Below are 22730 nucleotides of genomic sequence, written 5' to 3' on the forward strand. Positions count from 1 at the left end.
TCACCCTAGTAGCGGGCTGCCGCCGCCGCGCATTCCCACCCTGCGTGAGCGACCGACCGGTGTGCCGCTCGGCGTCTCCTTGCGGAGGACTCCTACCCGGTTCGCGTGCGCACGAGGACTCCCCCGCTCCAACGGGTACGAGGTGCTCGTGGGCGGTGCCGACTCCGACCCCGACGACCGCTCGGCCGACGGACCGGCCCAGGCGATCGCGGACCTGATTCCGATCGTGCGCCGCGTCGTCGGCGGACGGGTCGGCGCTCACCCTGCCGCCGAGGACCTCGTGCAGGAGACCCTGGCGCGCGTCCTCGCCGCGACCGCCAGGATCGAGCCGGGCATGCTCGAGCCGTACGCGATCGTGACGGCCCGCAACGTCGTGGCCTCGATGTGGCGCGACGAGGACCGCAGGCGGCGCAACCAGCACCGGGTCGTCGACCTCAGCGAGCCGGACTCGCCCGAGGCGCGCCTCGTCCTCGACGAGGAGCAGGGCGCCATGGCGCAGGCCCTGGAGCGCCTCACCGAACGCGAGCGCCGCACCCTGCTCGCCCACGAGGTCGGTGGGACCGACACCCGGACGCTGGCGCAGCAGGCAGGAAGCACGGCGGGCGCCGTTGCGGCACAGCTGAACCGGACCCGGGCACGGCTGCGGGTCGAGTACCTGCTGGCGTCCCGCCAGGTCGAGCCGCCCACCGATCAGTGCCGTCCGGTGCTCATCGCCCTGAGCAGGGCGGACCAGCGGCGCCAGCGCGAGGTCGGGGCCGCCCAGCACCTGCTCGAGTGCGAGGTCTGCGCCGAGCTCAGCGAACCGCTGCTGGAGCGCGGACAGCCGCGTGACGACACCCTGCGCATCCCCATCACCTCCGACCCCGACATCGTCGCGGCGCGCACGGCCGCCCGCAGCCTCGCCTCGACCCTCGCGTTCGGTCCGACGGACCTCACGGTCATCGCCACAGCCGTCTCCGAGGTGTGCCGCAACATCGTGCGCTTCGCCGGGTCGGGTGAGCTCGTCGTCGAGCTGCTCGAGGCGCCACGGCGTGGCCTGCAGGTCGTCGCCCGTGACGCTGGGCCCGGGATCGACGACGTCGACGCCGCGATGACCGATGGCCACAGCACGTACGGCGGGCTGGGCCTCGGGCTGCCCGGGGTGCGCCGGCTGATGGACGAGTTCGCGGTCGTGAGCGAGCCCGGCCACGGGACGACAGTGACCATGACCAAATGGGAGAGGAACGACCATGGCTGAGCAGTCGGACGGGCGGACGCAGCAGAGCGCGCCCACCGAGGAGGCGAACACCGTCACTCCGGACAGAACGCCGGACGACGGGGACAGTTCGAGGGGCAACGGTGAGCACCTGCTCCCGCAGCTCGTCGCTCACCTGCGGGAGCACCGGACCCGCTTGCGCGAGGAGTGGTCCGAGCGCATCCAGGAGGCGCACCTGCTGACGGCGATGACTCCCAAGGAGATGGCTGCCGAGACCACCTCGGTCTACGACAACTACGTCGAGGTGCTGGAGACCGGCAGCGTGGGCGCACTGCAGCAGTACGCCCGCGACCTGTCGGAGCGGATCATCCCCCGTGGGGTCGAGACCCACGAGGTCGTCGGCATCGTGCTGCTGTTGCGCGACGTGCTCGCGCGCTCGCTCTTCGAGAAGTACCAGCGGGACTTCGCGCTGCTCAACGAGGTGCTCGACGCGTACGAGCCCGCGGCCAACCGGATCGCCAACACGGTCGCCGTCAGCTTCGTGGAGGAGCGCGAGCGCGTCATCCGGCAGCAGCAGGACGCCATCCGCGAGCTGTCGACGCCCGTGCTCCCGGTGCGTGAACGCCTGCTCATCCTGCCGATCATCGGGGTGCTCGACAGCGAACGGGCGCGGCAGCTCACCGAACAGCTGCTCTCGGGCATCCGCAAGCACCGCGCCAAGGTCGTGGTCATCGACATCACCGGCTCGCCGGACGTCGACGAGACCGTGGCCAACCACCTCGTCCAGACCGTCGACGCGTCACGCCTCATGGGTGCGAGCGTCATCATCACAGGGCTGTCCCCGAAGATCGCCCAGACCCTGGTCACCATCGGCGTGGACCTGAGCAAGATGAACACGATCGGCGACCTGCAGGGCGGCCTGGAGGAGGCGGAGCGTCTGCTCGGCTACACCGTGACCCGGAAGGAGGGCAGCAGCGGATCGTGAACGGAGGACCGGCGCTGGTGTCGATCATGCGGCAGGGAGCCACCCTGATCGCATCGATCCACACTGCCCTGGACGACTCCGAGCTGGTCCGTTTCGAGCACGACCTCGTCGCGCAGATCGGTGAGCACCGCTCCAGCGGCGTCATCATCGACGTAGCCGCCCTGGACGTCATCGATTCCTTCGCGGCCCACACGCTGCGCCGGATCGCCGAGATGGCCCGCCTCCGCGGCGCACGCACCGTCGTGGTGGGCATCCGGCCCGAGGTCGCGTTCGCGATGGTGCGCCTCGGGATGCAGCCCGCCGCAGGTGGCGGTCAGGTGACCACCGCGCTCGACCTCGAGGAGGGCCTGGCTCTTCTCGGGGCGCCGCAGCCCGGCGGCTCCTCCGGGGGCTACCCCGGCGGCAGGTGGCCGTGACCGCCTCACCCGACCGCACCGTGCTGGGCGACCTCACCCAGGACTACCGCACGACGCTGCTCCGGTTCCTCCCGCACCACGACGAAGGGGCCCGGGCCACCGCGTACGAGCTCGGCCGGCGCGCTGTCGCGGCCGAGATCAGCCTCCTGGAGGTCTGCCGGCTGCACCACCAGGCGACCCTCGAGGTGCTGCGCGACACTGCACCCGACGAGGTCGTCGACATCCTCGAAGGGGCCACGGAGCTGCTCCTCGAGGTCCTCGCCGCCTACGACATGACGCAGCGCGGCGTGCTCGGCCCGTGAGGCCGTGCGCCCGAGCGAGGCGGCGGACGCCTTGGTGCCCGGCGCATGACGCGGCAGGCAGGCCGAGTCCCGCGAGGCCGGACGTGCTTTCCTGCTCGGCGACCCCCGTCCGACGAAGGCACGTCACCAGCCGCCCGGCGTGACCCACGTCATGGCCGCCTCCCCAAGGGCTCTTCAGGTGTGACAGACGGCCCACGAGGCCGCCCCTCGCACCGATGAAGGAGTTCTGTTCCATGAACCTCAAGACGAAGCTGTGTGCCACCGGTGTCACCCTCGCCACGACCGCCGCCCTCGGCCTGGTGCCGGCGGCCGCCGCATCGGCCGCCCCCTCCGCCGTGCCCGCCGCCGCCCCGGCCGCAGCAACCCCACGAGCGACCGCTGCGCCCATCCCACTGACCTTCCCGACTGCACTGGGCACCTTCAATGGGGTGTTCACACCCTCAGGCTTCACGAACCAGAACGGCTCCTTGGCGCTCACGGGCGTCGTGACCGGGACAGTCACGTCGGCCACGGGCGCCGTGACCCAGGTCCCGGCGCAGAGCATCACGACATCCGTGATCAGTGCCGCTACCACCGGTAGCTGCCAGATCCTCGACCTCGTGCTCGGGCCGCTGGACCTCAACGTGCTGGGGCTCGTCGTCCACCTCGACCGGGTGCACCTCAACATCACGGCGCAGCGTGGCCCCGGAAACCTGCTCGGCAACCTCCTGTGCGCGGTCGCCGGCCTGCTCGACGGCAACGGCATCAACGGCCTTGCGACGCTCCTGAACCGCCTGCTGGGCCTCTGAGGCACACCCACAGGCCCTCGGCCGGCGGGCAGTCCCCCTCGCCCCGCTGCCGGGACGGCCTCTCCGGGCGTCGCTCTCACCCGGACAGGCGAACGGCGCCGACTCCCTCAGGGAGCCGGCGCCGTGCCTTGTGCCGGCAGCGTCTGCCGGCCCACACGATCAGGCGCGAGGCTTCTCGCGCATCTCGTAGGTGGCGATGAGGTCGCCGAGCTGCAGGTCGTTGTACGACCCGAGGTTGATACCGCACTCGAAGCCCTCGCGGACCTCAGTGACGTCGTCCTTGAAGCGGCGCAGACCGGCCACCTCGACGTTCTCGGACACCACGACACCGTTGCGGGTGATGCGTGCCTTGGAGCCACGCTTGATCTCGCCGCTGCGCACGATCGATCCGGCGATGTTGCCGAACTTGCTCGAACGGAAGATCTCGCGGATCTCCGCCGTGCCGAGCTCGACCTCCTCGTACTCCGGCTTGAGCATGCCCTTGAGCGCCGCCTCGACCTCGTCGATGGCCTGGTAGATCACCGAGTAGTAGCGGATCTCGACGCCCTCGCGCTCGGCGTAGTCGGCGTTCTGGCCCTCGGCCCGGACGTTGTAGCCGATGATGACCGCGTTGGAGGCCATCGCGAGGTTGATGTTGTTCATCGTGATGGCACCGACGCCGCGGTCGATGATGCGCAGGTCGACGTCGTCGCCGACGTCGATCTTGAGCAGCGCGTCCTCGAGCGCCTCGACCGAACCCGACACGTCACCCTTGAGGATGAGGTTGAGGGTCTCGACCTTGCCCGCCGCGAGGGCCTCGTTGAGGTCCTCGAGCGAGATGCGCTTGCGGGCCTTGGCCAGCACGGCCTGACGGTCGGCAGCCTCGCGCCGCTCGGCGATCTGGCGAGCCGTGCGGTCGTCCGGCGCCACGACGAACGTGTCACCGGCGCGCGGCACCGACGAGAGACCGAGCACCTGCACCGGACGGGACGGACCCGCCTCGACGACGTTCTGGCCGTGCTCGTCGAGCATGGCACGCACGCGACCGTAGGCCGATCCGGTGACGATCGAGTCACCGACGCGCAGCGTTCCGGTCTGGACGAGGACGGTTGCCGTGGCACCACGGCCACGGTCGAGGTTGGCCTCGATCGCGACGCCGCGAGCCTCCTTCTCCGGGTTGGCCCGCAGGTCGAGGGCCGCGTCGGCCGTCAGGAGGACCGCCTCGAGCAGGCCGTCGATGTTCTGACCCTGGCGGGCCGAGACGTCGACGAACATCGTGTCGCCGCCGTACTCCTCGGCGATGAGGTTGTACTCGGTCAGCTGCTGACGCACCTTGGCCGGGTTGGCACCCTCGACATCGATCTTGTTGACGGCGACGACGATCGGCACGTCGGCGGCCTGCATGTGGTTGAGCGCCTCGATGGTCTGCGGCATCACGCCGTCGTCGGCTGCGACGACGAGGATCGCGATGTCGGTCACCTTGGCACCACGGGCACGCATGGCGGTGAACGCCTCGTGACCCGGGGTGTCGATGAAGGTGATCGCGCGGTCGACGCCCTCGTGCTCACGGTGCACCTGGTAGGCACCGATGTGCTGGGTGATGCCACCGGCCTCGCCGGCCACGACGTCCTCGTTGCGGATCGCGTCGAGGAGGCGGGTCTTGCCGTGGTCGACGTGGCCGACCACGGTGACGACCGGCGGACGGGCCTCGAGGTCCTCGTCGTCCTCGCCCTCGATACCGGTCTCGAGGTCGATGTTGAAGGAGTCGAAGAGCTCCTTCTCCTCCTCCTCCGGGGAGACGACCTGGATGTCGTAGCCGAGCTCGGCGCCGAGCACCTTGAAGGTGTCCTCGTCGAGCGACTGCGTGGCCGTGGCCATCTCACCGAGGTGGAACAGCACGGTCACGAGCGATGCCGGGTTGGCGTTGATCTTGTCGGCGAAGTCGGTGAGCGACGAGCCGCGACGCACGCGGATGGTCGTGCTGCCGTCGCCACGTGGGACGGTGACGCCACCCAGGCTCGGGGCCTGCATCTGCTCGAACTCCTGGCGCTTCGCGCGCTTGGACTTGCGTCCGCGGACCGGACGGCCACCGCCTCGGCCGAAGGCACCAGCCGTCGAGCCACGACCGCCACCGCCACCACGCGGACCGCCGCCGAAGCCACGACCGGGAGCGCCACCGGGGCCGCCACCGGGACCGCCGCCGAAGCCACCACGACCGCCGGCGCCGCCGCCGGGGCCACCACGGCCCGGGCCACCGGCCGGGCGCTGACCCGGACGGCCGACGGTGCTGCGCTCCGGCATCATGCCGGGGCTGGGGCGCGGACCACCGGGACGCGGCGCGCCACCGGGAGCACCCGGACGACCACCGGCAGCGGGAGCTCCCGGACGCGGGGCACCGCCGGGGGCGCCACCGGGACGGGGTGCACCCTGGCGCTGCTGCGGACGCGGCATGCCCTGGCTGGAGCTGAACGGGTTGTTGCCCGGGCGCGGACCGGCGTCGCCACCGGGTCGCGGGGCGCGGGACTGGCCCATGCCCTGGCTCGGGGCGAACGGGTTGTTGCCCGGACGCGGCTGCCCCGGACGGGGAGCCGGACGCGGGGAGGCCGGGACACCGGAGGTCTGCTGACCGCCGTCACGGCTCGACTGCACCCGGGCCGGCGCGGAGGCCGCGGGAGCGGCCGGAGCGGCGGGTGCAGGGGCAGGCGCCTTGGGTGCCGGGGCTGCGGGAGCAGCAGGGGCCGGGGCGGCCGGGGTGGGGGCAGCCGGGGCAGGCGTCGGTGCGGCCACACGGGCCGCCGGAGCTGCCGGTGCGGGGGCCGAAGCCGCCGGGGCCGACGGTGCTGCAGGGGCGGGCGCGGCCGGGGCCGACGGTGCCGGAGCAGCCTTCTGGGGCGCGGACGGGGTCGCGCTGGGGGTGGCAGCCTTTGCTGCCGGCTTCTTGTCGCCGCCGGAAGCGCCTTCGCGGGGGAAGGTCTCCATGATCTTGCGGACGACGGGGGGCTCGATGGTCGACGACGCCGACCGGACGAACTCTCCTTGGCTCTTCAAGTGTGCGAGCAGTGTCTTGCTCTCGACTCCGAGCTCCTTGGCGAGCTCGTAGACTCGGACCTTAGCCACATCTCTCCTGTTCCTGGTCCGGCCTGAACAGGATGTGGCCGAACCGTGGGTTATTGCTGGGGCTTGCTCATCGCTGAGTACTCATCGGGTGCTCATAGCGTTTTCAACCCGCCTTGGTTCGCTGACTGATTACTGACTCATACCGATCCGGCGCGCCCCTCGAAGGGCGGCCGGGTACTACGTCTGCTGGATGCCGAGGTGTCGTGCCACCGCGCTCACGTCGACCCCGGCCTGCACGCGCAGGCCACGACCGAACGCCTTGCGGCGCACTGCCAGCTCGAAGCACTCGGGCGTCGGGTGCACCCACGCACCACGTCCGGGCATCCGGTGCCTCGGGTCGGGACGAAGCATGACCGGCCCGTTGCCGGTGTCTTCGTCCGTCGCCGCGACCACTCGCAGCAGGGCCGACCAGCTATCCGATCCTCGACATCCCACACAGGTGCGGGACGGCTCAGCACGGAGTCCAGTCCGGTCGGCCACAGACAAGTCTACCGCGTCCACGCGCTCGCCCGCTCCACGGGGTGCCTGCCGTCCCGACGACACGCCGCCGGGACGGGTCTGGTCACCCGGCCTGTCGTATGCCGTCCCTGCCTGCAGGTGCCCGCGGGTTCCGATGCGGCCCCTCGGGGCCGACCCCAACGCGTGCTCAGAGGTCTTCGGGCGCGACCTCGACGCCGCCGCCGGGTGCTGCACCGGCCTCGGTGTCGGGCCGGATGTCGATGCGCCAGCCGGTGAGCTTCGCGGCGAGGCGGGCGTTCTGCCCCTCCTTGCCGATGGCGAGACTCAGCTGGTAGTCGGGCACGACGACCCGGGCCGTGCGCGCCGACGCGTCGACGATCTCCACCGACTGCACGCGGGCGGGCGACAGGGCGGCGGCCACGAACGCGGCAGGGTCCTCGGCGTAGTCGACGATGTCGATCTTCTCGCCGCGCAGCTCGGTCATGACCGCCCGGACGCGAGCGCCCATCGGCCCGATGCAGGCGCCCTTGGCGTTGACCCCGGACACCTTGCTGTGGACCGCGATCTTCGTGCGGTGCCCGGCCTCGCGAGCCAGCGCGGCGATCTCGACAGTGCCGTCGGCGATCTCGGGCACCTCGAACTTGAAGAGGGTGCGCACGAGGTTCGGGTGGGTGCGTGAGAGTCCCACCTGGGGTCCCTTGGGGCCGCGCTTGACGCTGACCACGAAGCAGCGCAGCCGCTCGCCGTGGACGTAGCGCTCGCCGGGAACCTGCTCGGCCAGGGGGAGGATGCCCTCGACCGTGCCGAAGTCGACGAGGACGTTCCGGGGGTCCTGGCTCTGCTGGATGATGCCGGAGATGACGTCGCCCTCGCGGCCCTTGAAGTCACCGAGGATTGCCTCGTCCTCCAGGTCGCGCAGGCGCTGCACGATCACCTGGCGGGCCGTCGAGGCCGCGATGCGACCAAAGCCCACCGGGGTGTCGTCGAACTCGGGCCCGGGCTCACCGCGCTGGGGACGCTCGCCGTCCTCGGTCGGGGGCAGCAGCTCGCCCTCCTCGCGGGCCCAGACGATCACGTGCCCGGACTTGCGGTCGAGCTCGACCCGCGCGATGCGCTGGCTGCCGTCGGTACGGTGGTACGCGACGAGCAGCGCCTGCTCGATGGCGGGGATGAGCACGTCCAGACTGATGTCGCGCTCCCTCTCCAGGGCGCGCAGTGCTGCGAGGTCGATGTCCATCAGTGGTCCCCTTCCGGAGCGGCGGCCTCGCCGAAGGCGTCGGCGCCGTCTCGTGTGCCGTCTCGTGTGCCGTCTCGTGTGTCGTCGTCTGTGTCGGCGGCGTCGGCCCGCTTGAACTCCACCTGCACGGTGCCGCGCTGGACGCCGTCGAGGTCGAGCGTCAGGTGACGCGCGGGTGTCTTCTTCGTCGCGGGGACGTGCAGGTCGAGCGTGTCGGAGCCCACCTCGGTCAGCCGGCCCGTGTCGGTGCCGCCCTGGTGGACGATCTCGACGAGCCGCCCCACCTGGCGGCGCAGCTGGTCGCGGGAGGCGAGCGGCCGCCCGACGCCGGGCGAGGACACCTCGAGGACGTACGGGGACTGGCCCATGACATCGCTCGCGTCGAGCTCGTCGCTGACGGCACGCGTCGCGTCGGCGACGGCGTCGAGCGAGAGTGGCGGGACCTGGCTGGTCGTGTCGGCGACGTCGAGGCCGCTGATGTCGGAGTCGACCAGGACCCGCACGAGCCGCCGCTTGCCGGCCGGGGACACGGAGACGTCCTCGACGACGAGCCCGAGGGGCGCGAGAACCGGCTCGAGCGTCGCTCTGATCTCCTGGGCCGTGCTCATCGGTCGACGCCTCCTGCTCTTCTCGAATGTCCGGTGTGGACGCCCCCTGGGGGCGGTCACGGCACCGCGTGGAACCCACTCTAGTGGCGCCGGGGGGTCGTCGCCGACCGCCCGGCGCGTGCGAAGATCTCGGCATGGACGGCGACACCCGGGGGCGCGGGGCACGGGTGATGGACGGTCTCGGCCGCCCGCCGCGCCGGCTCCTGGTGCTCGGGGGCGGGGCAGCCGCGCTCGCGCTCCTCGCCGACCACGGCCTGCGCCTGGACCTTCCCCGACCTCCGGCGCCTGCCCCGACGCGCCGGCCCGCCCCGGACGAGAAGCTGCTGCTCGGGGCCGTGGCCGAGCTCGACCGCGTCGTCAGGGCCGAGGGCGAGGTGCTCGCTGCGTCGGCCGACGACGCGCTGGTGCGCCGGGTCCGCACGGTCAGCCGTGACCAGCTGCGGGTGCTCCGGGGCCGGCTCACGAACTCCGGCGTGCCGACGTCGGTCATCGAGGGCGCCGTCGCCGCGACCAGGGCGTCATCGCCGGTGCGCACCCGGTCGGCGCTGGCGTCCCTCCTCGCCGAGCCTGCCGCCGGTCAGTGGTCCGCGCTGACGACGGCGACGGAGGGTGCCCGCGCACTGCTGGCGGCGGCATACTCCGAACGGCTGGCCGCGGCCGTGCTGCTCGGGCACCCGGTCGACACGGTCACGGCACCCAGCCCGGCGCGCCCGGCCGTCGTCGCGCGCACCCAGCCGCTCGTGTACGCCTTCGAGGTCGTCGCGGCGCAGAGCTCGGGCTCGCAGCGTCGCCGGGCCGAGGAGACCCTTGCCGAGCTGAGCCGCCTCGACCTCGCGGTGTCCGGCACCGGCTCGACCACGCCGCCGGGCTGGGCGCTGCCGTTCCCCGTCACCACCGCGGCCGACGCCAGACGTCTCGCGACCGAGGTGCTGCGCTCGGCCGTCGACGGTGCCGTCGCGGCTGCCGGCGCGGTTCCGACGGCGAGATCGCTCGAGGACGTCGCCAGGTGGAGCGCCAACGTCCAGGCGCTCGCCGTCGACTGGGACATCCCCCTGACCGCCTTTCCGGGAGCCTCGGCGTGACCTACGACCCGATGTACGACCTCATCCCGGCCTACTTCGCCCACGAGGTCAGCGGCTACGAGTCCACCGGCTACGTGTCCGGCGAGGACTGGATCGACGCCCTCCCCGGCCTCATCACCGCCCTGCTGTCGGAGTGGGAGCTCGAACCCGTGGGGCGACCGAGCAACGGAGTCTGCGCCGTCGCGATCCCCGTTCGGCTGCTCGGGGCCGGCCGCGACGTCGTCGGGGTGAGCGGCGAGGGCATCCTCAAGATCACCTGGCCCCATCCCGAGGCGGCCACCGAGCACCTGGCCCTGCAGACCTGGAACGGCCACGGGGCGGTCCGTCTCGTCCGCGCCGACCCGGCTCGCTTCGCAATGCTGCTCGAGCGCCTCCACCCCCGCGACCTCACCCGGGTCGACATCGACGAGGCCTGCGGTGTCATCGGCGGCCTCCTCGCGGTGCTGCGCCGCCCGCCCCACCCGCGCGTCCCCAGCCTGACGGCATACGCCCTGAGGAAGGCCGACGAGCTGCGCGAGGCACCGGCGGTGCTCCCTCGCCGCTACCTCGACCAGGCAGCAGCGCTGGCGAAGGAGCTCGCCGAGCGCCCTGCCGCCGAGGACCGCCTGCTGCACACCGACATGCACTACACGAACGTGCTTGCGGCCTACCGCTCCCCGTGGCTCGCGATCGACCCCAAGCCGATGGCCGGCGACCCCGCGTTCGAGGTGGCACCGGCCCTCTGGAACCGCGCCGACGAGCTCGGCAGCGGCTCGCAGATCCGCTGGTCGCTGCGGCGACGGCTCGAGATCGTCTGCGAGCGCGCCGGTCTCGACGAGGGGCGGGCGCGGGCGTGGACGATCGTGCGCGAGGCCGACAACGCCGTCGACGCGGCACGGAGCGTGGCGTCGGGCGGTCAGGCCGCCGACGCCCGGGCCCACGACCGCGTCAGTCTCGCCGTCACGGTCATCAAGGCGATGAACGACTGAGGGAGGACCTGCGTCCGAGGCTCGAGACGCGCCGGTCAAAACGTTTCGATTTCGATGTCGAAACTCTGTAATCTGGTCCGGCTCCCCTTACGACGTCGAAAGGCACTCGCATGCCTCGCCTTGCCATGCCCACCTTCCGCGACCCGCGCTCGGCCACGCCGACGCCGGCTCGCGAGATCGCGCGCATCGCCGTGCCGGTGAGCATGGAGTTCGTCCTGATGCTGGTGCTCAACTTCGTCAACCAGATCGTCGTCGGCAGTCTGGGCGCGACCGCCATCGCGGCGGTCGGCTTCTCCAACAGCCTCACCTTCATCCTCGGCGTCACCCTCGGCGCGCTCGGCACGTCCGTCGCGATCCTCGTGGCGCGCGCGGTCGGCGCCCGCCGCGCGGAGAGGCTCGACCACACCGTGACGGCGGCCGTCGTCGTCGCGCTCGGGCTGGGCGCCGCCGTCTCCCTGGTGCCGTGGTTCTTCGCCGACCACCTCCTGGGGCTCGTCGGCGCGTCACCGTCGGTCGCGGCGGCCGGCACCGACTACTTCCGGCTCACCGTCCTCGCGACGTTGCCCGTGATGCTGAGCGCGGTCCTCTCCGGGGTGCTCCGGTCGGCCGGACGGCCCACGAGCCCGATGATCGCGACGTTGATCACCGTCGTCGCGAACTCGGCCATCGCGTACTCCCTCGTGACCGGCCTCGGGCCGTTCCCGGCACTCGGCGTCGCCGGCGCCGGCTGGGCCACGCTCGTCACGGCCGTCGCGAAGAGCCTGATCCTGGCGTGGATGGTCTTCGGACCCCGCCACACGGTGCGCTGGAGCCTGCCCGACACCCGGGCGCAGTGGAAGGCGGTCATCGTGCCGCTCTTCGTGCTCGCCCTGCCCCTCGGCATCACCGAGCTCTTCTGGACCGTGGGCACCTTCCTCTACAACGTCGTCTTCCAGCAGCTCGGCGACGAGGCCCTCGCGGCCGCCCAGATCGTCACGACCCTCGAGGGGATCTTCGTCGTCGGCAGCATCGGGCTCATGGCTGCCACGACGACGCTCGTGGGGCGCTCGGTCGGCAGCGGCGACATCGCCGCGGCGGTCGCCTGGGTGCGACGCGTCAAGCGGGCCGGCATCGGCACCGCCGTGGCGTTCGGGCTGCTCTTCGGGGTGTCGGTGCTGCTCCTCGACCCGCTCTTCGGCGAGGCCGGTCCCGACGTCCGGCTGATGGCCGGCGTCGGCATCCTCCTCAACGCGGCGTTCCAGGTCGTCAAGGTGCGCAACATGATCGTCGGCGCGGGCGTGCTCCCGAGCGGCAACGACGTACGCGGCGTCATCCTCGGCGACGTCGTCGGTGCGTTCGTCGTGGGCCTGCCCCTGGCGGTGCTGCTCGGCCTGCACACCCCGCTCGGCTACGTCGGCATCTTCGTCGCCCGCATCGTCGAGGAGCTCGCGAAGCTCGCCGTGTTCAGCTACCGGGCCAAGCGCATCCGCTGGGAGTCGCTCGTGGCGCAGGCAGCCTGACCAACCGCAGGCGGCGTCGCCTAGCGTGAAGGGATGACGAACCGCCTCGCCGACGCGACGAGCCCCTACCTGCTGCAGCACCGCGACAACCCGGTGCACTGGCAGGAGTGGGGCGAGGCGGCCTTCGCGGAGGCGCGTGAGCGCAACGTGCCGGTGCTGCTCTCGGTCGGCTACGCGGCGTGCCACTGGTGCCACGTCATGGCACACGAGTCCTTCGAGGACGAGACCGTGGCCGCGGCGCTCAACGCGCGCTTCGTCTCCGTCAAGGTCGACCGCGAGGAGCGTCCTGACATCGACGCCGCCTACATGTCGGCCGTCACGGCGACCACGGGCCACGGCGGCTGGCCCATGACCGTCTTCCTGACACCCGACGGCGAGCCCTTCTTCTGTGGCACGTACTTCCCCCGCGACCACTTCCTCCGGGTGCTCTCCGCCCTCGACGAGGCGTGGCGCACCCGCGAGGCCGAGGTGCGGGCGTCCGGCACGCACATCGCCACGACGCTCGCCGCTGCCCTCGAGCCACCCACCCCGTATGCCGTCGAGCCGGCCGCGTTGTCCTCTGCGGTCGCGCTGCTGGCCCGCCAGTTCGACCATGCCGCAGGAGGCTTCGGCGGAGCACCGAAGTTCCCGCCGTCAATGGTGCTGGAGTTCCTCGTCCGTCACCACGTCCGCACCGGCGACGCGGACGCTCTTGCGATGGCCTCGAGGACGTTCAGCGCCATGGCACGCAGCGGTATGTACGACCAGCTCGCAGGCGGCTTCGCGCGCTACTCGGTCGACGCGGGGTGGGTCGTCCCCCACTTCGAGAAGATGCTGTACGACAACGCGCTGCTGCTCCGGGCATACACCTCGTGGTGGAAGGTCACGCGGGATCCTCTGGCGGAGAAGGTGGTCCGTGAAACCGCGCAGTTCATCGTCCGCGACCTCGGCACCGACTCGGGGGGCTTCGCCTCGTCGCTGGACGCCGATGCCGACGGGGTCGAGGGCCTGACCTACGCCTGGACCCCCGGGCAGCTGCGCGAGGCACTCGGCGACGATGCCGATGCCGCCGCGGACCTGTTCGTCGTCACCTCGACAGGAACGTTCGAGCACGGGTCCTCGACGCTGCAGCTGCCTGCCGACCCGGCCGACGGGGCCTGGTTCGACGTCGTCCGGTCCCGGCTGCTCGCCGCCCGCTCGGCACGCCCGCAGCCGGCCCGCGACGACAAGGTCGTGACATCGTGGAACGGCCTCGCGGTGGCAGCCCTCGCCGACGCCGGCGCGACGTTCGGCGTGGACGCGTGGGTCGAGGCGGCTCGCACCTGCGCCGGGCACGTGCTGGACGTCCATCTCGTCGATGGCGGCCTGCGCCGTGCCTCCCGTCTCGGCGCCGTCGGGGCAGCCGGCGCGGTGGCCGACGACCACGGGAACCTCGCGGAGGGCCTCCTGGCGCTGCACCAGGTCACCGGAGAGGCGCGCTGGCTGGACGCGGCTCGGACAGTGCTGGACGCCGCCTCGGGGTTCGCCGCCGACGACGGCGGGTTCCACGACACCGCCGAGGGAGCGGAGCACCTCTACCTGCGTCCACGCAGCGCCGCCGACAACGCCGAGCCCGCAGGGCAGTCGGCCCTCGCCGGGGCGCTCGTCACGCTCGGCGCCGTGACCGGCGATCCGGGCGCACTCGACGCGGGGGCGCGGGCCACGGCTGCCGGGCTCGGGCTCGCCGTCCGTGAACCGCGCTTCGGCGGGTGGAGCCTCGCGGTCGCCGAGGCGCTCGTGGCGGGGCCGCTACAGGTGGCCGTCGTCGGGTCGGGGGCGGGCGCCGACGCCCTCGAGCAGGCCGCGCGACGGTCGCCGGGCGCAGGGCTCGTCGTGGTCCGCGGCGAGCCCGACCAACCGGGCGCGCCCCTCCTCGCCGACCGGCCGCTGGTGGACGGCGGCGCCGCGGCGTACGTCTGCCGGGGAATGGTGTGCGACCTGCCCGTCACCGACCCGGCCGCCCTCGAGGCGCGGCTTCGGTCCACGTCCGCGAAAGGCTCCGACGGACGTTCCGACGCAACAGGTCCGGCGGGCAAACCGCCGGGGGGCGAGATCTGACGGGCTGAAGGCGCGCATTCTGCAACAATCACGGCATGACGGGCTCTGAACGCACCGCGGTTGTCGTCGAGGACGACGACGACATCCGCGAGCTCATCACGCACAGCTTGACGATGCAGGGCTTCGAGGTCGCTGCCGCCTCCTCCGGTCAGGCGGGCATCGACCTCGTGATGGCCAACGACCCCGACCTCGTCACCCTCGACCTCGGGCTCCCCGACCTCGACGGCATCGAGGTCTGTCGGCGCGTGCGCGACGTCAGCCAGGCGTACGTCGTCATGATCAGCGCCCGCACCGACGAGATCGACCGGCTCATGGGGCTCGAGATCGGCGCCGACGACTACCTCACCAAGCCGTTCAGCCCGCGCGAGCTCCAGGCGCGCGTCAACGCGATGTTCCGTCGTCCCCGCGCTGTCCGCACCACCGCCGAGGCGCAGCCGGCCGCCCCCAACGGCAGCACCCCACCCTCCCACGCAGCAGCCCCGGGCAGCGCCCCGGCGGGCAACGACGCCGGAATCGTCCTGCTCAGGCACGGCCGCATCTCCGTCGACGCCGAAGGGCGCGTGGTCATGGTCGACGGCAAGGAGGCCGACCTGACCCGCACCGAGTTCGACCTGCTCACCACGCTGCTGAGCGCGCCCCGTCGGGTGTGGTCGCGAGCCGTGCTCCTCGACGGCCTGTGGGGACCGGGCTGGTCGGAGGAGCACCTCGTCGAGGTCCACGTCGGCAACCTGCGTCGCAAGCTGACCCGGCTCGGGCCGGCCGGCGGCCGCGCACCGATCCGCACGGTCCGCGGCGTGGGATACCGCATGGAGGAGCCCGACGCGTTCTGACGGACGTCAGGCCAGCCTGTCACCGGCTGCCGGGGTCGGGTCGGGCCCCGTCGCGTCCAGGTGCGTCCTGAGGGCCGAGCCCGCCCCGGGCGCGATGCCGATCATCGTCGCCCCTCGCTCGCGAGCGAGGGCGGAGTCCCCACGCCGCACGGCGTCGATGACGCAGAGCACGGCGGACTCGAGGCGTACCAGGCCGACGGTGGCCGACGACACGCGAAGGCTGAGGAGCACGTCCATGGCTGCGATGTCGTCGCGGCAGGCCAGCGCGTCCGACGCCCTCGACAGGCGCCCCTCGAGCATCCGGAGGTAGGTGCGGGCGATGGAACGCGCGAGCTCGGCGCTCTCGAGCTCGGCCGCGAGGCGGACGAGGGCGGTGGGGTCGAGCTCCTGGGTGGCGAGCGCCGGGCAGGGCCGGCCCACGACGACGTCAGCAGCCACGGCAGGCCTCGGGGCATGCGCCAAGGCCACGGTGAAGGCCGCGGTCAGGGCCTCGGTCAGGGACACGGTCAGGGACACGGTCAGGGACACGGTCTCGGTCACGGAGCAGGGCGGGCCGGCCCCCCACCAGCCTGCCCGCCCCGCTCCGATCGACTCCCCCCACGGAAGTCCTCGAGGTGGCCCGCCGACCGGAGCCGGTGCCACGGCCTCGCGCCGTCGTCGCAGGGTCGACGTCGGCGGTCCTGGTCATGGCACTCCCTCCCCGGATCGGCGGGCCCTCGCCCGAAGGTCTCTGCACCAGGGGCCCGCCACCCGTCGGACCGGCTGATGCAAACGACTGTGACGAGCCAACTGCAAGCCCTCGACGACGCGCCGCGCAGGGTTTCCGCAAGATCGTCGCAAGGCCGCCCCGGTTGGGACGGCCTTGCGACTTTTGTCCTTGCGACAACCGCCGAGCGTGGTGGCGCTGCTGGCCCGACGTCGCGGCCCGGGCCGGACGCTGACGGCTCAGAGCGCCGTGGAGAGGTAGTCCGTCGCACTCGTCGCGAAGGCCTCCCGGGTCGCCTCCGAGCCGACGAAGAGGGCCGTGGCCCAGATGTCGGCCCACAGCAGGGTCGGGCCCGTCACCGTCACCGACCCGGGACGTCCCACCAGGCGGCCCTCGACGGGGTCGTAGAGGTGCGCGCCCCGGGCCGCCGTGCCGGAGGTCGCGACCGCACCGCGCGCGAGGGTCAGCGTGCTCGCGATGCGCTGGCGGTCGCGCGGGTCCTCGATGCCGACCCGCCACAGGATCGCGTCGGGTCCGGCGACCGGTAGGTCGTCGTGGGCACCGACCAGCAGGTCGCCGCCGGCGTTGATGCAGAACGAGAGTCCCCGAAGCCGTCGCAGGGGCCTGGAGGCACGGTCGACGGCCCAGCCCTTGACCAGCCCGGTGGGGTCGAACGCGAGGTCGCCCTCGCCCGTCGGCAGGAGCGTGGTGAAGGCACCCCTGGTCAGCTCCTCGGCCTCCTGCCCGAGACGGAGCGCTTCCTCCACGAGCGGGCTGCACTGCGCCAGCTGCACCTGCTCGCGTCGCAGCCGCATGAGGTCGGAGTCGTCGCGGTAGGTCGAGAAGACGGAGTCCATCTGGCGAAGGACGCCGAAGGCCTGCTCGACGGCGTCTGCCGGGCCCGGCCCGTCGACGCCGTCACCGCGCAGGTGGATGCTCACCGGCATCCCCATCACCTGCTCGACCCAGGCGCGCCGCGGCGGGGCGGGCGTGGCGTCGACCTGGGCGCTCCCGGCGGTTCCGCTCATCCTGCGCTCCCTCTTCAGTGTCGTCACGGCGGTCAGATGTTGGCTCGGTCGATGGCCGACTGCAGCGACTGGGTGTAGCCCTCCCAGGTGACCGTCGCGCCCGAGACGACGTCGATGTCGGCCGACTGCGCCTGGACCGCCTCCTCGTTGTAGACGGGGACGGCGCGGGAGTTGATCATCTGGTCGTGACGGTCCTCCCCCGGGACCTGGAGCACCTCGGAGGCCGTGATCTTGCCGCCGACGACCGTGATCTTGACCTGCACGTTGCCGAACCGCGTCATGACGGCGTCGCCGTCGACCGTGCTCGAGCCCGAGCTGGACCCTGAGGACGAGCCGGATGCCGTCCCGGACGTGGCCGACGAGGAGCCGCTGCTCTCGGACGTCCTGGTCGTGGTGCTGACCTGTCGGCTCTCAGCCACCACGACGGCCGTCGATGATCGGGACGTGCTATAGTTGAAGAGGAGCACGAGCACCGTGACGGTGCTCATGGCCCAGAGGACGATGCGGCGCATGGGAGGTCTCGTTTCGGGGTCTCGGGGGTCAGTAGCTGAAGCGCTCGTGGTGGACGGCCTCGCGCGGCACGCCTGCCTCGTGGGCCGCGGCGATGACGGCGTCCATCCAGGTCGGGTTGCCGCAGACGTACACGTCGCGTTCGGCGATGTCGGGAACGATGCGGAGCAGGGCCTCGGCGTCGCCGAGGCGGCCGGCATCGACCGGGAGCCAGCTGGCGCGGTCGCGCCTGCGGTGGCCCACGACGGCCACGACGCGCCCGCCCTTGGCGCGCGCCAGGTCGAACAGCTCGTCGCCGAGGACGATGTCGGACTGGCGGCCCACCCGGTAGAGGACGACGACGCCGTCGGGCGAGGCGGGCAGGTCCTCGAGGATGGCGCGCAGCGGCGTGATGCCGATGCCGGCGCCGACGAGCACCGTCTTGCTGCTCGTTCGGACGCCTGTGTGCAGCCGCCCGTACGGGCCCTCGACGAGGACCTGCGTGCCGGGTCGGAGGGTCGCGAGGCGTTCGGTGGACGCGCCGACCCGCTCCGCGGTGATGCGCAGGGATCGACCGTCCGGGGCCGCGGACAGGGAGAACGGGTTGGCGCGGGACCACCCCGGCCCGTCAAGGAAGCGCCACTGGAAGAACTGGCCGGCGCGCACGGGCAGGCGGTCGAGGTGGCGTCCGGTCATGACCACCGAGGTGACGGTCGGGGACTCGGCGACCACCTCGGACACGACGAGTCGGTGACGGCGCGAACGGACGACGGGGAGCACCACCCGGAAGGCGAGCACCGAGACGAGCGCGACGGCATACAGCCCCCACCAGAAGACGGTGGCCACCGGTGAGGACGTGAAGTCCTCACCGGTCCAGAGCTGGTGGGGCAGCGCCAGGCCCGCGCCGAGGTAGGCGTAGAGGTGGAGCAGGTGCCACGACTCGTAGCGCAGGCGGGCGCGCGCCCTCTTGACCGAGGTGACGACGACCATGACGAGGGCGATCGTGCCGGCGAGTGCCAGCACCATGCCGGGTGAGTGGAGCACCTCGTCGACGAACGTCCCCACCACGCCGAGGTCTGTGCCGGCGCTGTAACCCACGGTCGTCAGCACGATGTGGGCGACCATGAGGTTGAAGGACGTGAAGCCCACGAGGCGGTGCACTCGGGCGAGCTCGTCCTGGCCCCAGGCCTGCTCGACGAGCGGGATGCGGGCCATGAGCAGCACCTGCAGGAGCATGAGCACCGAGGCCAGCAGGCCGCTGAGCCGGCCGACGTCGGAGAGGGCCTCGCCCACGGACCCGAACGCGGTCAGTCCTCCCCCGGCGACCCAGAGGGCCACCACGAAGAGCGTTGCGGCCCACGCGAACACAGCCGAGGCGTCTCGCCACCAGCGCGGCGTGGGCCTGAGTGCCCGACGCTGGCTGCGGGCCGCGGCGTGCTCACGGGCCTCGGGGAGGGCGAAGGAGGTCATGGCACTCAGGTTCGAGTCGCACCCTGTGTGCGTACTGTGCCGGGCGGATGTCAGGCGTGTGAGTCGCGGGCGGGTGCCGGGGTGACACGCCGGTGGGAGTCGATGCGCCCGGGACGAGCCGGGTCAGGCCCACAGGCCGACCAGGCTCCCTCCGATCTTGACGACGAACGCGCTGACGATGACCACGAAGACACCGCGCACGAACCCGCTGCCTCGCGCGACCGCGGTGCGGGCACCGACGTACCCGCCGACGAGGTTGGTGGCCGCGATGACGACGCCGACCTTGAGCACCACGAGTCCCATGGGAGCGAAGACCGTCAGGGCGCCGAGGTTCGTCGCGAGGTTGGCGATCTTCGCCTTCGCGCTGGCCTCGAGGAAGTTGTAGCCCAGCAGGCCGACGAGCGCGAAGACGAGGAAGCTGCCGGTGCCCGGGCCGAGCGCCCCGTCGTACGCGCCGATGACGAATCCGGTGACCATCGCCAGGACCGTGTGCCGCGCTCCGTGGAACCGGCGGATCGACTCCTTGCCGAGATCGGGCTTGAAGAGCGTGTAGGCGCCGACCACGACGAGCAGCACCAGGATGATCGGGTTGAAGGCGGACTTCGGGATGTGCAGGCCGATGAGGGCGCCGCCGATGGAGCCTGCGTACGCGACGGCTGCCATCGGCAGCGCCGTGCGCAGGTCGGGCCGCACCCGACGGTAGAAGGTCACCGAGCTGGTCGTCGTGCCGAAGACCGAGCCGAACTTGTTCGTGGCCAGCAGCTGTGCCGGGGTCGCTCCGGGCAGCCCGAGGAGCAGGGCCGGGAGCTGGACCAGACCACCGCCGCCGACGACGGCGTCGATCCACCCCGCGACGAACGAGGCGACGCCGAGGAAGCCCAGCGTCGTGAGAGTCGGGTCGCTCACGCCTCGCCGCCCACGCCCTGGTGGTTCCAGAGCGCGACGATGCCGGCCACGTCGAGCAGCTCGTCGGCCACCGCGTCGGGCCTCGCGTCGACGGGCATCCGCTGACCGGCCGGGATGTCCGAGTGCGGGACGAGGATGGCGCGCATGCCGACCTGGTGGGGTCCGTGCACGTCCTCGAAGAGCCGGTCACCGACGTAGACCGCGCGCTCGGGCTCGACGTCGAGCGCGCGGCACACGGCGCGGAACGCGTCGGGGTGCGGCTTGACGACGTGGAGCTCCGACGAGTACACGTCGGCGTCGAGAAGGTCGAGCACGCCGTCGCGCGCGAAGACCTCGCGGTGGTAGTCGCGGGTCCAGATCGTGTTGGAGAGCACGCCAACGCGGATCCCCTTGCGACGCAGGGACTCCCACAGCGGACGTACCTGGGCGTCGGTGTGCGTGTGGGGTTCCCAGAACCGTCGGTAGGCCGCCAGGGCGAGGTGGTGACGGTCGTGCTCGGGGTCGACGCCCGCGTCGTCGAGGATGGCCGCGATCGTGGCGCTCTCGTGGGTCTCGCGGCCTCGGCGCCAGGCTCGCTCCTCGGCCTCGAGGATGCGCATGGCCAGGGAGTCCGCCTCCGCGATGTCGTCGACCGGCATCTCGGGGTCCTCGACGGGGAGCCCGTGGACCGTCCGCGCGAAGACGCGCCACTGCTGTGGCAGGTCGACCTCGTGCCAGGGCGTCAGGGTGCCGCCCCAGTCGAAGACCACCGCCTCGACGGGACGTCGGGAGGTCGTCACGAGCGCTCGACCTCGGCGGTCACCTCGGCGGTCAGCGCCGCCACGACGTCGTCGACGGCGACCTCACGCCGCTCACCCGAGCGGCGGTCCTTGATCTCGACCTTGCCCTCGGCGAGGCCCCGACCGATGACGAGGATCGTCGGCACCCCGATGAGCTCGGAGTCCTTGAACTTGACGCCGGGGCTGACGCCCTTGCGGTCGTCGACGAGCACGGACAGGCCCTGCACCTCGAGCTCGCGGGCGATCTCCTCCGCCTTGACGAAGAGCGCCTCGTCCTTGCCGGCGGCGACGATGTGGACGTCGGCGGGCGAGAGCTCGCGCGGCCAGATGATGCCGGACTCGTCGTAGTTGCCCTCGACGACGCAGGCGACCGCGCGGGAGACCCCGACGCCGTAGGAGCCCATGACGACGGTGACGAGCTTGCCGTTCTGGTCGAGCACCTTGAGGTCGAGCGCCTCCGCGTACTTCGTGCCGAGCTGGAAGACGTGTCCCATCTCGATGCCGCGCGCGCCCTCGAGCACGTGGTCGCAGTTGGGGCACGGGTCACCGAAGCGCACCTCGGCGGCCTCGATGGTGCCGTCGGCCGTGAAGTCGCGTCCGGCGACGAGGTCGATGACGTGCTGGCCCGGCGCGTCGGCGCCGGTGACCCAGCGGGTGCCCTCCGCGACGCGGGGGTCGAGCAGGTAGCGGATGCCCGTGCTGCCCTCGCTGCCGAGCGCGCCGGGGCCGATGTAGCCCTTGACGAGGGCGGGGTTGGCGGCGAAGTCGGCCTCGGTGAACGCCTCCACCTCGGCCGGCTCGACCTGAGCGCCGAGGCGCTTCTCGTCGACCTCACGGTCACCCGGCAGACCGATGGCCAGGGGCTCGCGGGTGCCGTCGGGGTGCACGAGGGTGACGAGGACGTTCTTGAGGGTGTCGCCGGCCTCCCAGGCGCGGTCGTCGCGCGGGAACCGCTCGTTGAGGTGCGCCACGAGCGTCTCGATGGTCGGCGTGTCGGGGGTGTCCTCGGCGTGCGCGGCGGGCACACCGTCCCACCCGACCGGGTCGGGGGCGGGCACGCGTACGGCCTCGACGTTCGCGGCGAACCCGCAGCTCGTGCAGTGGACGTAGGTGTCCTCGCCGACCTCGGCCGTGGCGAGGAACTCCTCGCTCTTGCTGCCGCCCATGGCGCCGGCCATCGCCTGGACGATGACGTAGTGGAAGCCGAGGCGGTCGAAGATGCGGACGTACGCGTCACGGTGCAGCTGGTAGCTCTTGTCGAGCCCGGCCTCGTCGACGTCGAAGGAGTAGGAGTCCTTCATGACGAACTCGCGGCCCCGCAGCACGCCGGCCCGCGGGCGGGCCTCGTCTCGGTACTTCGTCTGGATCTGGTAGATCGACAGCGGCAGGTCCTTGTAGGAGCTGTAGAGGTCCTTGACCGTCTGGGTGAACATCTCCTCGTGCGTCGGCCCGAGCAGGTGGTCGGCGCCCTTGCGGTCCTGGAGGCGGAAGATGTTGTCGCCGTACTCGGTCCAGCGTCCGGTCGCCTCGAAGGGCTCCTTGGGCAGCAGCGCCGGGAAGAGCAGCTCCTGGGCGCCGATCGCGTTCATCTCCTCACGCACGATCCGCTCGACGTTGCGCAGCACGCGCAGGCCCAGGGGCAGCCACGTGTAGACGCCGGGGCTGACCCGGCGGATGTAGCCGGCGCGGACGAGGAGCCGGTGGCTCGGGACCTCTGCGTCCGCCGGGTCCTCGCGAAGGGTGCGCAGGAACAGGGACGACATGTGCAGGGCCACCGGGACTCCTCGGGTGCAGCGCGCACGGGCGCGCGT

21 protein-coding genes are annotated in these 22730 nt (G+C 72.0%); 10 read left to right on the forward strand and 11 right to left on the reverse strand.

Going from position 1 to position 22730, the window contains the following annotated elements; translation table 11 throughout:
- Positions 1–148: 148 nt before the first annotated feature.
- The 5 genes from ACFQ2V_RS00560 to ACFQ2V_RS00580 all read left to right on the forward strand — a co-directional run bounded on the left by ACFQ2V_RS00560 (position 149) and on the right by ACFQ2V_RS00580 (position 3686).
- Positions 149–1237: a sigma-70 family RNA polymerase sigma factor gene (locus tag ACFQ2V_RS00560; protein WP_386049966.1), complete on the forward strand. Its 1089-nt coding sequence runs from the start codon at positions 149–151 to the stop codon at positions 1235–1237.
- Entirely contained in the window at positions 1230–2180 is a 951-nt protein-coding gene (locus tag ACFQ2V_RS00565; RefSeq protein ID WP_386049967.1) for an STAS domain-containing protein, read from the forward strand. The genes ACFQ2V_RS00560 and ACFQ2V_RS00565 overlap by 8 nt, the downstream gene beginning before the upstream one ends.
- Positions 2177–2596 (forward strand): STAS domain-containing protein, encoded by a 420-nt coding sequence (locus tag ACFQ2V_RS00570; RefSeq protein WP_386049968.1) that lies wholly within the window; start codon positions 2177–2179, stop codon positions 2594–2596. Before ACFQ2V_RS00565 ends, ACFQ2V_RS00570 begins: the two co-directional genes overlap by 4 nt.
- Positions 2593–2898, forward strand: a complete 306-nt coding sequence (locus ACFQ2V_RS00575) for a phosphatase RsbU N-terminal domain-containing protein (protein ID WP_386049969.1) — start codon at positions 2593–2595, stop codon at positions 2896–2898. The genes ACFQ2V_RS00570 and ACFQ2V_RS00575 overlap by 4 nt, the downstream gene beginning before the upstream one ends.
- A gap of 233 nt (positions 2899–3131) precedes the next feature.
- Positions 3132–3686: an ABC transporter substrate-binding protein gene (locus ACFQ2V_RS00580; RefSeq protein WP_386049970.1), complete on the forward strand. Its 555-nt coding sequence runs from the start codon at positions 3132–3134 to the stop codon at positions 3684–3686.
- Between the two features lie 159 nt (positions 3687–3845).
- On the opposite strand, the gene infB is transcribed toward ACFQ2V_RS00580, so the two are convergent.
- The 4 genes from infB to ACFQ2V_RS00600 all read right to left on the reverse strand — a co-directional run bounded on the left by infB (position 3846) and on the right by ACFQ2V_RS00600 (position 9086).
- Positions 3846–6782: a translation initiation factor IF-2 gene (infB, locus tag ACFQ2V_RS00585; protein WP_386049971.1), complete on the reverse strand. Its 2937-nt coding sequence runs from the start codon at positions 6780–6782 to the stop codon at positions 3846–3848.
- A 177-nt stretch (positions 6783–6959) separates the two neighbouring features.
- Positions 6960–7475 carry a YlxR family protein gene (locus ACFQ2V_RS00590; RefSeq protein ID WP_386049972.1) on the reverse strand — a complete coding sequence of 172 codons (516 nt, stop codon included), beginning with the start codon at positions 7473–7475 and terminating at the stop codon, positions 6960–6962.
- Positions 7429–8478: a transcription termination factor NusA gene (gene nusA / locus ACFQ2V_RS00595; RefSeq protein WP_386049973.1), complete on the reverse strand. Its 1050-nt coding sequence runs from the start codon at positions 8476–8478 to the stop codon at positions 7429–7431. Before nusA ends, ACFQ2V_RS00590 begins: the two co-directional genes overlap by 47 nt.
- The gene (locus ACFQ2V_RS00600; RefSeq protein ID WP_386049974.1) at positions 8478–9086 is read right to left on the reverse strand and encodes a ribosome maturation factor RimP; all 609 of its coding nucleotides are present in this window, start codon (positions 9084–9086) and stop codon (positions 8478–8480) included. The genes nusA and ACFQ2V_RS00600 overlap by 1 nt, the downstream gene beginning before the upstream one ends.
- Positions 9087–9220: 134 nt before the next feature.
- Here ACFQ2V_RS00600 and ACFQ2V_RS00605 point away from each other — a divergent pair, with 134 nt between their 5' ends.
- From ACFQ2V_RS00605 to ACFQ2V_RS00625, 5 genes are all read left to right on the forward strand, one after another.
- Entirely contained in the window at positions 9221–10168 is a 948-nt protein-coding gene (locus ACFQ2V_RS00605) for a hypothetical protein (protein WP_386049975.1), read from the forward strand.
- Positions 10165–11136, forward strand: coding sequence for an aminoglycoside phosphotransferase family protein (locus ACFQ2V_RS00610; protein WP_386049976.1), 972 nt, complete (start codon positions 10165–10167; stop codon positions 11134–11136). The genes ACFQ2V_RS00605 and ACFQ2V_RS00610 overlap by 4 nt, the downstream gene beginning before the upstream one ends.
- 110 nt (positions 11137–11246) lie before the next feature.
- The gene (locus tag ACFQ2V_RS00615; RefSeq protein WP_386049977.1) at positions 11247–12635 is read left to right on the forward strand and encodes an MATE family efflux transporter; all 1389 of its coding nucleotides are present in this window, start codon (positions 11247–11249) and stop codon (positions 12633–12635) included.
- Positions 12636–12668: 33 nt separating this feature from the next.
- Complete coding sequence (locus ACFQ2V_RS00620) at positions 12669–14711, forward strand: thioredoxin domain-containing protein (protein ID WP_386049978.1); 2043 nt, start codon at positions 12669–12671, stop codon at positions 14709–14711.
- A gap of 35 nt (positions 14712–14746) precedes the next feature.
- Positions 14747–15541, forward strand: a complete 795-nt coding sequence (locus ACFQ2V_RS00625) for a response regulator transcription factor (RefSeq protein ID WP_386049979.1) — start codon at positions 14747–14749, stop codon at positions 15539–15541.
- 6 nt (positions 15542–15547) lie between these two features.
- On the opposite strand, the gene ACFQ2V_RS00630 is transcribed toward ACFQ2V_RS00625, so the two are convergent.
- The 7 genes from ACFQ2V_RS00630 to ACFQ2V_RS00660 all read right to left on the reverse strand — a co-directional run bounded on the left by ACFQ2V_RS00630 (position 15548) and on the right by ACFQ2V_RS00660 (position 22694).
- A complete protein-coding gene (locus tag ACFQ2V_RS00630; protein ID WP_386049980.1) occupies positions 15548–16081 on the reverse strand; it encodes a hypothetical protein in 534 nt (177 codons plus the stop codon).
- A 405-nt stretch (positions 16082–16486) separates the two neighbouring features.
- Positions 16487–17275 (reverse strand): FAD:protein FMN transferase, encoded by a 789-nt coding sequence (locus ACFQ2V_RS00635; protein ID WP_386049981.1) that lies wholly within the window; start codon positions 17273–17275, stop codon positions 16487–16489.
- Between the two features lie 32 nt (positions 17276–17307).
- Positions 17308–17787 carry an FMN-binding protein gene (locus tag ACFQ2V_RS00640; protein ID WP_386049982.1) on the reverse strand — a complete coding sequence of 160 codons (480 nt, stop codon included), beginning with the start codon at positions 17785–17787 and terminating at the stop codon, positions 17308–17310.
- A 28-nt stretch (positions 17788–17815) separates the two neighbouring features.
- Positions 17816–19234 carry a ferredoxin reductase family protein gene (locus ACFQ2V_RS00645; protein ID WP_386049983.1) on the reverse strand — a complete coding sequence of 473 codons (1419 nt, stop codon included), beginning with the start codon at positions 19232–19234 and terminating at the stop codon, positions 17816–17818.
- A 123-nt stretch (positions 19235–19357) separates the two neighbouring features.
- Positions 19358–20140: a sulfite exporter TauE/SafE family protein gene (locus ACFQ2V_RS00650; protein WP_386049984.1), complete on the reverse strand. Its 783-nt coding sequence runs from the start codon at positions 20138–20140 to the stop codon at positions 19358–19360.
- Complete coding sequence (locus ACFQ2V_RS00655; protein ID WP_386049985.1) at positions 20137–20919, reverse strand: HAD family hydrolase; 783 nt, start codon at positions 20917–20919, stop codon at positions 20137–20139. The genes ACFQ2V_RS00650 and ACFQ2V_RS00655 overlap by 4 nt, the downstream gene beginning before the upstream one ends.
- A complete protein-coding gene (locus tag ACFQ2V_RS00660; protein ID WP_386049986.1) occupies positions 20916–22694 on the reverse strand; it encodes a proline--tRNA ligase in 1779 nt (592 codons plus the stop codon). The genes ACFQ2V_RS00655 and ACFQ2V_RS00660 overlap by 4 nt, the downstream gene beginning before the upstream one ends.
- Positions 22695–22730 lie beyond the last annotated feature (36 nt).

The organism is Terrabacter terrigena (assembly GCF_042676085.1).
Classification (GTDB): Bacteria; Actinomycetota; Actinomycetes; order Actinomycetales; family Dermatophilaceae; genus Terrabacter; species Terrabacter terrigena.

Coding starts and splice junctions, on each gene's coding strand:
- ACFQ2V_RS00565 (WP_386049967.1), top strand. CDS start 1,230: ATGGCTGAGCAGTCGGACGGGCGGACGCAGCAGAGCGCGCCCACCGAG.
- ACFQ2V_RS00580 (WP_386049970.1), top strand. CDS start 3,132: ATGAACCTCAAGACGAAGCTGTGTGCCACCGGTGTCACCCTCGCCACG.
- nusA (WP_386049973.1), bottom strand. CDS start 8,478: ATGGACATCGACCTCGCAGCACTGCGCGCCCTGGAGAGGGAGCGCGAC.
- ACFQ2V_RS00600 (WP_386049974.1), bottom strand. CDS start 9,086: ATGAGCACGGCCCAGGAGATCAGAGCGACGCTCGAGCCGGTTCTCGCG.
- ACFQ2V_RS00605 (WP_386049975.1), top strand. CDS start 9,221: ATGGACGGCGACACCCGGGGGCGCGGGGCACGGGTGATGGACGGTCTC.
- ACFQ2V_RS00615 (WP_386049977.1), top strand. CDS start 11,247: ATGCCTCGCCTTGCCATGCCCACCTTCCGCGACCCGCGCTCGGCCACG.
- ACFQ2V_RS00620 (WP_386049978.1), top strand. CDS start 12,669: ATGACGAACCGCCTCGCCGACGCGACGAGCCCCTACCTGCTGCAGCAC.
- ACFQ2V_RS00625 (WP_386049979.1), top strand. CDS start 14,747: ATGACGGGCTCTGAACGCACCGCGGTTGTCGTCGAGGACGACGACGAC.
- ACFQ2V_RS00635 (WP_386049981.1), bottom strand. CDS start 17,275: ATGAGCGGAACCGCCGGGAGCGCCCAGGTCGACGCCACGCCCGCCCCG.
- ACFQ2V_RS00640 (WP_386049982.1), bottom strand. CDS start 17,787: ATGCGCCGCATCGTCCTCTGGGCCATGAGCACCGTCACGGTGCTCGTG.
- ACFQ2V_RS00645 (WP_386049983.1), bottom strand. CDS start 19,234: ATGACCTCCTTCGCCCTCCCCGAGGCCCGTGAGCACGCCGCGGCCCGC.